The sequence below is a fragment of the Thalassospira sp. UBA1131 genome, from assembly GCF_002311515.1.
Classification (GTDB): domain Bacteria; phylum Pseudomonadota; class Alphaproteobacteria; order Rhodospirillales; family Thalassospiraceae; genus Thalassospira.
Genome location: NZ_DCAO01000016.1, coordinates 1,557 through 8,393, shown reverse-complemented (window position 1 = coordinate 8,393; position 6,837 = coordinate 1,557). Strand labels below are relative to the sequence as shown.

Annotated in this window: 7 protein-coding genes; all 7 read right to left on the bottom strand. The window is 55.9% G+C overall.

The genetic code is table 11. The features are described 5' to 3' along the window. On the bottom strand, positions 1–116 hold a 116-nt coding region (locus B3Z49_RS22060; RefSeq protein WP_414716237.1), incomplete at its 3' end, for a monovalent cation/H(+) antiporter subunit G. A gap of 12 nt (positions 117–128) precedes the next feature. Beyond that, positions 129–398 (bottom strand): K+/H+ antiporter subunit F, encoded by a 270-nt coding sequence (locus B3Z49_RS02140; protein ID WP_063088598.1) that lies wholly within the window; start codon positions 396–398, stop codon positions 129–131. Continuing rightward, on the bottom strand, positions 395–886 hold the full coding sequence (locus B3Z49_RS02135; protein WP_064779807.1) for a Na+/H+ antiporter subunit E: 492 nt from the start codon (positions 884–886) through the stop codon (positions 395–397). The genes B3Z49_RS02140 and B3Z49_RS02135 overlap by 4 nt, the downstream gene beginning before the upstream one ends. A gap of 17 nt (positions 887–903) precedes the next feature. Further along, positions 904–2,436, bottom strand: coding sequence for a monovalent cation/H+ antiporter subunit D (locus B3Z49_RS02130; protein ID WP_296987935.1), 1,533 nt, complete (start codon positions 2,434–2,436; stop codon positions 904–906). Further along, positions 2,436–2,792 carry a Na+/H+ antiporter subunit C gene (locus B3Z49_RS02125; protein WP_064779809.1) on the bottom strand — a complete coding sequence of 119 codons (357 nt, stop codon included), beginning with the start codon at positions 2,790–2,792 and terminating at the stop codon, positions 2,436–2,438. Before B3Z49_RS02125 ends, B3Z49_RS02130 begins: the two co-directional genes overlap by 1 nt. Position 2,793: 1 nt before the next feature. Further along, positions 2,794–5,667, bottom strand: coding sequence for a monovalent cation/H+ antiporter subunit A (locus B3Z49_RS02120; protein WP_296987933.1), 2,874 nt, complete (start codon positions 5,665–5,667; stop codon positions 2,794–2,796). 180 nt (positions 5,668–5,847) lie between these two features. After that, positions 5,848–6,837, bottom strand: a 990-nt coding sequence (locus tag B3Z49_RS02115; RefSeq protein WP_296987931.1) for an MFS transporter, incomplete at its 5' end; no start/stop codon positions are given.

The window sequence follows — 6,837 nt, the reverse complement described above, 5'->3', positions numbered from 1 at the left end:
GCATGCAGGCGCGGCAGAAGATCACGCAACTTGATCATTCCGAACGACCCAACCAGCAAGAACAGCCCGCCGATCACGATCAGAAGCGAAATGATGAGTTCAACAACAAACGGCATCGTTACGCTCCCTTATTCGATGATGTCGCCGCGCAAGACGAACTTGCAATAGGCCACGGTTGAAACAAACCCGAACATCGCAAACAGCAATGCCCCTTCGAAATACATCGCGGTCGCCTTGCCAATCCCGTACAGCACCAGAAGGGCAATGGCATTGATCGCCATGGTATCAACCGCCAGAACCCGGTCAGCCGTGGTCGGCCCGACGGTCAACCGATACAGGTTCATCAGAAGTGCCAGCGCAACGCAGATAAAGCCGAAATTCAGTGCATAATCGATCATTCGAAAATCTCCTTCAGACGGCGTTCGTAGCGGTTCTTGATATCGTCCACTACGCTCTGCGGATCGGGCGCGTGCAGGCAATGTACAAGCAGGCTTTTGGCATCGGCACTCAGATCAATCGTCACGGTTCCCGGCGTCATGGTGATCGTACCGGCAAGCGTTGTGATCGCCTCTGGCGAGGTCAGATCAAGCGGCACAACAACCGACTTTGATTCCAGGCTTTCGGTTTTGCGAAACAGGATCAAACCAGCCACGATCACATTCGCCACCAGAATGTCCCACAGCACAATCAGCCCGTACTCACAAATGCCATAGACATTGCGCAAGCGCGGTCGATCCTGCCAGAAACTGGCCGTGATCAAAGGAATGATGATCGCAAGAATAAGCCCAAAGATCACCGCACCGGCCGAGACTTCATTGACCAGGAACACCCAGACAACAAGCAGTACTAGTGTCAAAAGCGGATGGGGCAGATAACGTTTTATCATCTTTCTATCCTCTCCCCTTATTGACCGACCAATGACAGGGCGTTTGCGCCCAGCACCGCTTCGATGTAATGCGACGTATCAAACAACTGTGCCGCAACGCCATTCAGATACTCGGTAATCGGTCCGGCAAAAATGGTCAGCGCAATCAGGCCACTGACCATACCGCAACTGGCAATGATCGGAAGAACCGGCCATTTCGCACCTTCGACCGTGATTTCGCCATCGACGGAGGCACTTTTCCAGAACAGTACACTGCCCGCCCGACCAAACCCGACGATGCACATCAGTGACGTCACCAGAATGATCGACCAGATCCAGACCATCGCATCGCTGTCGCGTGCCGCATCAAGGATCTGAAGTTTACCGATAAAGCCACTGAGTGGCGGCATCCCGGCCATACCGATCGCACCGACAAAGAACAGAACAGCCAGGAAGCCGGTCTGATGGAAACGCGGCGCGGTATGCAAGCTATCGCCGAACTGCCCGCGGCGTGACACCACAAGATCGGCAATCAGGAACAGGGCTGCCGCCGAGAAGGTCGAATGCAACATATAATAAAGACCGGCTGAAATCGCTTCGGGCGTGAACAGCCCGATGGCGATCAACAAGGTCCCCATCGATCCGATCACCGAAAAGGCGATCAGACTGTTAAGGCGTTTTGCCGCCAGAACCCCGGTCATACCAAGCACCAGGGTCACCAGTGCCGCCGGCAGGACATAAGGCGCTGCGAGCCATGCCATGTCACCGGCCGTATCGCCAAAGGCCAGCGAATAGACACGCAGAACACAATAGGCCCCGACCTTGGTCATGATGGCAAACAAGGCGGCCACCGGTGCCGGTGCATTGGCATAGGTGCCCGGCAACCAGAAATGAACCGGAACAAGTGCGGCCTTCACACAGAACACCAGAAGCAGGATCAACGCCCCGGCACGAAGCAGGGCCGCATCACCCGACGCGACATTGGTCACCTGAATGGCAAGGTCGGCCATGTTCAGCGTCCCGGTGACGGAATAGATCATGCCGACACCAATCAGGAACAGGGAAGACCCTGTCAGGTTGATGACGACATATTGCATCCCGGCCTTTAGGCGTTCTGCCCCCGCGCCATGCAGCATCAAGCCGTAGGACGCAATCAGCAGAACTTCGAAGAACACGAACAGGTTAAAGATGTCACCCGTCAGGAACGCACCATTGACCCCCATCAGCTGGAACTGGAAAAGGGCATGGAAATGCTTGCCGCGCTGATCCCATTCGCTTGATGCAAAAAGAACAACGCCAAGACCCAGAAGCGATGTCAGGAACACCATCATCGCCGAAAGACGATCAAGAACCAGAACAATGCCAAACGGTGCCGGCCAATCCGACAGCGCATACATTTCCGGGCCGTTACCACTGGCATAAACCAGAAGCGAAAGTGTGACGGCCACAAGGGCGACCGTTGCCGTGATGGAAAACACGCGCTGCAAAATGATGTCGTGACGCACCGCCAGAACAATCAGGGCGGCCATCACGGCGGGCAGCACTATGGGAACAACAATCCAGTCACCCATCAGTTTTTATCTCCTGCTTCGGATGGCGCGCCAACCGGACGACCGTCAACATGGTCATTACCGATTTCAAGGAAAGTCCGGATCGACAAAACAACGATCAGTGCCGTCATACCGAACGAAATCACAATTGCCGTCAGGACAAGTGCCTGTGGCAGCGGATCGGTATATTCGGTGACACCCTCACGCAGGATCGGCGGCATGTTGATGGTCAGACGTCCCATGGCGAACAGGAAGACGTTCACCGCATAGGACAGCAGGGCCAAGCCAACAACCACCGGGAAGGTTCGCCCGCGCAGCAACAAATAAGTCCCGCACGTGGTCAGAAGCCCAATACTGCTTGCGACAAGAAATTCCATATCAGGCCTCCTTGCCCGGCGTTTCCGCCGGTGCTGCCGACAACGACGGATCGTGGTCCATCGGCTCGGTATTTATTTCGACATGTTCGGCCATACGTTCGACCTGCGAAAGTTTGGCAAGTGCGAGCATTACCGCCCCGACCACGGTCAGGAAGACGCCAAGGTCAAAGCCCATGGCCGATGCCAGTTCAAACTCGCCAACGATCGGCAGGTGAACATGAACGAACCCGCTGGTCAGGAACGGCAGCCCGGCAACCCAGGCCGATACCCCGGTAATCGCCGCGGCAATCACACCAAGACCGATCATGCCATGGTAATTGACCTTCATACGGTTCTGGGTCCAGCCAAAGCCCGACGCCATATACTGCATAACCAGCGCAACCGACACGACCAGACCCGCGATAAAGCCACCGCCCGGTTCATTGTGACCGCGCAGGAAGATGTAAACACCCACCATCAGCGACAGCGGCAACATCACACGCGTTGCCACCACCATCATCATCGGGTGACGATCGGCCGAGCGACGGTTGCTGACAACCCAGTTGGCCAGACGTTTGGCCGCCTCGCCCTGGGTCACGGTTTCAATCAGTGCAAAGATCGAAAGTGCGGCAATCCCGAGAACGATGATCTCGCCAAAGGTATCAAACCCACGGAAGTCAACGAGGATGACGTTCACAACGTTGGTGCCACCACCCTCGGTTTTCGAGTTCGCCAGATGATAGGACGAGATTGTGTTTGGCAGATCGCGGGTCATGATCGCCCAGATCGCACCACCAACCCCAAGACCAGCCGCTATGGAGACAATGCCATCGCGCATCTTGCGGCCCGGCAAGCTCTCCTTCGGCGTTTCCTTGGGCAGGATGTTAAGGGCAAGCAACATCAGAATGACTGTCACCACCTCGACCGAAATCTGCGTCAACGCAAGGTCCGGTGCCGAAAGATAGATAAAGCCAAGCGACACAATCAGACCAACCACACCGACCAGAAGCAAGGTCAGCAAGCGGTTGTGATGCATAAAGACCGACGCAATACAGGTCACAACCAGCAACAACCAGCCAATCGCGGCAGGCGGCGAAACTTCAAGAAGCTCGCGCGTGCCCGACTGGAAGTCCGGCTGCGCATAGAAGCCCGAAAGCCCGATCCCGATGGAACCGATGATCGTGATGGCAAGATAACGCTGCAATGATCCGTTATGCAGATTGTCCGAAACCAGTCGGCTGAGCCCGACGGCCTTGGCCATACCGCAATCAAACATTGCCTTGGCATCGGGTCGCGACAGGTTGGCGGTTGCCGACATCAGGCCACCATGGCGCATCAGCAACAGCGATCCACCGATAATCGCAATCACGCTCATGCCAAGGGCCGGTGTAAGCCCATGCCAGAGTGACAGATGATATTCCGGCAATTCACCACCGATAACGGCCCCTGCGGTCGCAGCGACCAGCGGTCCGGCGATGGCTGCCGGGAACAGGCCGATCAGAACCACCAGAACCGTCAGCAATGCGGGCGGTGCCCACATGCCAAACGGCGGATCATGCGGATGATGTGGCAGGTTTTCATCACGCGGCTTGCCCAGCCATACGTGGAAGATAAACCGGAAGGAATAGGCCACCGAGAACAGGGCACCGACGGTTGCCAGAAGCGGAACCACCCAGTTCTGATCCAGCCACATGGTGTGCCATGCTTCTTCAAGCATCATTTCCTTGGAAATGAAACCATTAAGCGGAATGATCCCGGCCATAGAGGCAGCGGTGATAATCCCGATGGTGCCTGCAATCGGCATCAGGTTGAGCAACCCACCAAAACGACGGATATCACGGGTCCCGGTTTCATGGTCGATGATACCGGCCGTCATAAACAGGGCCGCCTTGAAGGTCGCATGGTTGATGATGTGAAATACCCCGGCAACGGCCGCCATCGGCGTCCCGAAACCAAGCAACATGGTCACAAGACCAAGGTGGCTGACGGTCGAGTATGCCAGAAGCCCCTTAAGGTCGTGCTTGAAGATCGCAATCCATGCGCCCAGTACCATGGTCACCAGACCAGCGGTCGCAACGATATAGAACCATTCCGGCGTGCCCGACAGAACCGGCCACATGCGTGCCATCAGGAAGATGCCCGCCTTCACCATTGTGGCCGAGTGCAGATAGGCCGAAACCGGCGTCGGTGCCGCCATCGCGTGCGGCAGCCAGAAGTGGAACGGGAACTGTGCCGATTTGGTAAAGCAACCCAGCAAAATCAGGATCAAGGCCGGCAAATACATCGGCGATGCCTGGATCAGATCGGCGTTCTGCAAAATCACCGTCAGATCATAGGATCCGACAATATCGCCAAGGATCAGCATCCCGGCAATCATTGCCAAACCACCAGCACCGGTCACGGCAAGCGCCATGCGCGCGCCCTGACGGCCTTCTGGCAAATGTTTCCAGTACCCGATCAGCAGGAACGATGACAGCGACGTAAGTTCCCAGAAAATCAACAGCAGCAGGATATTATCGGAAAGAACAATACCGACCATGGCCCCCTGGAACAAAAGCAGGAACACATAGAACCTGCCCATCGGGTCGTCCTTGGAAAGATAGAACCGCGCATAGATGATAATCAGCAGACCGATACCCAGGATCAGCGTCGCAAACAGCAACCCGAGCCCGTCAAGGAAGAAGGTCACATTCAGACCAAGTTCCGGAAGCCAACTATAACTGACCTGAAATACCTCGCCGGCAATGACCGCCGGGGCCTTTGCCATCAGCAAGATCAGGGCAAGCAGCGTGACAGAACCGGTCGCTGTGGCACAAGCATTGCGCCCGGCCCTGATCATTATGGCGGGTAAGACCGCCCCAATGAAGGGAAGCAAAACAATGAGGGTGAGACTCATGAAAGACCCTTATTTTTGGATATTCGCCGCATCGCCCCGAACGCGAGACAGCAAGAAAATTCCGCCAGAAGTTAATATTAGTACTGATAATGGTCAAGAAAACCCAAACAGCGCAGCTTTTTAACACCCTGCTGTCAAGTGAAGCCGATCACCAAAGATCGCAATTATAGCGGGCAAACCTTACTTTTTACCGCCTGCGAGCTGTATCGCCTCGGGCATCATGCGCAGCCTGACCATGGCAATCGTTCCCAAAACGGGCCCGACAGCCAACATGGCAAACGCCCCCCACCAACCAGTCTGATCGGCAATAACCGGCACAAGATGGATGGAAACAAGCGCAATCAGGAACCCGATGGCATTTTGCAGGGTTAATGCCGTGCCGACCTGATGCGGGTCGGCCAGTTCAATGACGCAGGACGAGAACTGTGCGGAATCCGCGATCACGGAGATGCCCCAAACGATGCAGACCACAATAAGAAGTATAATCGGGGCATCGGATAGCCCACCGGCAACCAACGCACAGGCGCCACTAACGATCATGGCTGCAATCGTCACGGTCGTTCTGCCAATCCGGTCTGCGTAATATCCCCCGGCCAAGGATCCGAACGCACCGATGCCAACAATGGCAAAGGTTGAAAGTGCGGACCAGACACCGGGATTATCCATCACACGATCGGAAAACGCGCCATACAGGAACAATCCGATCCAGCCCCACATGGCATACAGTTCCCACATATGCCCAAAATAGCCATAACAGGCATGGCGCAACGGCTTGTTTGACCAGATCTTGCCAACCATTTTCGGATCAAAGCGCGGTGAACGTCCCGGTGTTCCGCCCAGATGCACGAACAGGATGGCAATCGCCGCGATATAGGCGGTCACACTGGCGATCATGATCACGTATCGCCAGTCCAAAGGTACCGCCACCGCAAAAAGGTGCGGCATGGCAGACCCCATGGTCAGTGCCCCGACCAGAAGCCCCACCAGAAACCCGGTATCTCCGCGTGACCAGGTTGCCACCATCTTCATGCCAATCGGATAAATCCCGGCCATGCAAACACCTGTGATCAGGCGCAACAGGATCACAACAACGCCGTCAACCGGAACAACGAGGATCAAAATATTGGCAGTCGCGGCAATCATCGCCGATGCCGCCCAAAACCGCCGGGG